Source organism: Streptomyces sp. SID1328, assembly GCF_009865595.1.
In the GTDB taxonomy this organism is placed as follows: domain Bacteria; phylum Actinomycetota; class Actinomycetes; order Streptomycetales; family Streptomycetaceae; genus Streptomyces; species Streptomyces griseoluteus.
Genome location: NZ_WWKH01000154.1, coordinates 1 through 2,289, shown reverse-complemented (window position 1 = coordinate 2,289; position 2,289 = coordinate 1). Strand labels below are relative to the sequence as shown.

At 62.9% G+C, this 2,289-nt stretch carries 2 protein-coding genes; one reads left to right on the top strand and one right to left on the bottom strand.

Annotated features, from left to right (window positions below; genetic code table 11):
- Window positions 1-1,118: 1,118 nt before the first annotated feature.
- Window positions 1,119-1,457, top strand: coding sequence for a cyclic-phosphate processing receiver domain-containing protein (locus GT030_RS04730; protein WP_161199977.1), 339 nt, complete (start codon window positions 1,119-1,121; stop codon window positions 1,455-1,457).
- 177 nt (window positions 1,458-1,634) lie between these two features.
- Here the strand turns inward: GT030_RS04730 and GT030_RS04725 are convergent, their stop codons facing one another.
- Window positions 1,635-2,177: a hypothetical protein gene (locus GT030_RS04725; protein WP_161199976.1), complete on the bottom strand. Its 543-nt coding sequence runs from the start codon at window positions 2,175-2,177 to the stop codon at window positions 1,635-1,637.
- Window positions 2,178-2,289 lie beyond the last annotated feature (112 nt).

The following is a 2,289-nucleotide window of genomic DNA, read 5'->3' as shown; positions in this document are numbered from 1 at the left end:
GTGTGGAGCGGGCGACGGGAATCGAACCCGCGTAGCTAGTTTGGAAGATCGCGTACGCGCATGGCCGTTAACCTGCCACGGGCCGGACCAGGGCATTCACCTCGACAGGCCCGCGACTCCCCGTTGTTCCCCGATGGTCTCCGTCCCGTGGGGCATGCGTAGGGCACGCCTACAGCCTGGTCGTGATCCAGGGGCCGATCAGTATGATCAGCGTCACGACCTCTCTGATGAGTGCGAGCACTCGCGTCGCGGTCTCCGCCCTGGACTTAGCTTGGTTGGGCGTGGTCTCGCTCGCCGCCGTGGTCCGCTGTACCGGCGAATGTATTGCGCGGTCATGCATTGATGGGTAGCTTGTAGCTACACAGTTGGGTGACTTCGTAGCGGCATGCGCTGCTTGAAACTGCGATGTCTCGACGCCACACACGTCGACTCCTTCTGGGTACAAGGCCGTAACCGTGCAGCATGATCCCGCGAAGATCCACGCTGTGCGGTTTCCGGCATGCTCCTGAGCAACTAAGCCAGAACCGTAGCGCGTTGACGCTCAGGACTCCCCGGGGATGTGGGGGGTAAGCCGTGAATGTGACTGTGCTCACACGCCGGTAGGCCTCGCGCTTTGCTCAGCTCGCCGCCGCTCTAGCTCCCATCCCGTATGCCGTCGACCCACACACCGTGGAGCGGGCGTGGTCCCTGGCGTCCAGGCGGAGCGCGCCACTGTACGAACGTCCTGGACGCCCGTGGGCCGCTGCTCTGCTCTGCCTGAGTCGATGGTGTGCGGGTTGGGAGTTCCACGCACTCGCCCCTGCGGACCCGCGGTCGGCCATGGCGCCGCGTCCATCCCGGCGCCGGCGCCCCGCGCTTGCACGCTTTCCAACTGTGGTGGTGCTGCGCAGGGCTCGTACAGTGCCGTTCACCTGCGTTCACGGCTGGCCGTTCCATGACTCAGTTGCCATGTTTGGTCCGGGCTGAACGGCCATGTACGTCGCTGAACGAGACGGAAACTGAGACGGCCCGGCCTGTGACTGGGCTGCCGCATCGGATGGGCAACCTTCTGATCCGTAGCGCCGACTACGTCGTCCTTGCTGTTGGGCCCGCCGCGGCGGTGCTGTGATGATGGGCGGATGAAGGAAGAGTCGCCCGCACCGACGCCCGTCATCCTTGGCATTGACGACCTCCGGCCGCTGCCCTGGGCCACTCAGATCGCGCGCACCAGCGGCGAAGGTGTCAAGCTCCTGCAAGAGCACCGCGACACCTTCATCAACGAACTCTGGCTCGACCACGACCTCGGCGGCGACGACAGCATCCTGCCCGTGGTGACCCTCATGGAAGAAGCCGCTTTCAATGGACGGCCCTTCCGAATCGGAACGGTCTTCGTGCACAGCGCCAACCCCATTGGCGCCGAGACCGTCGTCCGGTCGCTCACACGTTGGAACTATCAGGTCCGGCGGGCGACGGCCTAGGAATCTGATTTTGAGGTCTGGCCTCATCCTTATCAGGTCGATCATGGGCTGCCAGCAGCCTGTGCGGACCAGCCAGAGCCTTTGACCTAGCGTTCGCGCTGGGTCGTAGTCGAACGCCGCAGTCCGCGCCTGTTGGTGTCAGATGTTGGTGTCAGGCCGGTCCATCTGCTTTGACAGTCACTCGGAGCTTGGCGTATCGGATTCGCCCTCCGGCTCGATGGTCACCAGGCGATCTCCAGATGTGGCCTTGATGTGACCGATGAGGCAAGCCATCACCTTTGTCATTACTTCGTCTAGCCTGTGGATCAAATCCGCAAGGTCGTCCAGAGACAGAGGGGCGAATGTCGGTGTCTGCTTGCCTCGGGTGAACCGCATCGTCTGCCAAGCGGCTGATCCCTCAGAAGCGGCACCGTCAACTGACCAAGCGCCGTGGACGTAGCCGTGCCTCCGTGTGAAGAGGCGCGAGCACTCTTTGAGGGTTTCTTCAAGTTCCTTGAGCTGATCTGGAGATACGCCAGGATGCTCCTTGGCAACATCTCCGATGAGCTTGATCACCATGCTGCTGTTCTGGCCATTGATCCAGTGAGCGGCGTACGGCGTCTCCACCAGACGCGTAGCAAGCATCTGCAGTCGGAGCTCCAAGTGGGCAGCCATGGAGACCATTCGCCCCAACAACTCGTACATCGCTCGTTCGTGCTGATCACTCTGGCTGCTCGTCATCCTCACATTTTGGATGTGGCCGGGCCACACGCGCTCGGCTTTTCATCAGCCACCACCTACCCCAGCTCCCATCCCGTCCGCCGTCGACCCACACACCGTGGAGCGGGCGTGG

Bases quoted from the DNA above. Each gene is read 5' to 3' on its own strand.
- GT030_RS04730 (WP_161199977.1), top strand. From the start codon at position 1,119: ATGAAGGAAGAGTCGCCCGCACCGACGCCCGTCATCCTTGGCATTGAC.
- GT030_RS04725 (WP_161199976.1), bottom strand. From the start codon at position 2,177: ATGACGAGCAGCCAGAGTGATCAGCACGAACGAGCGATGTACGAGTTG.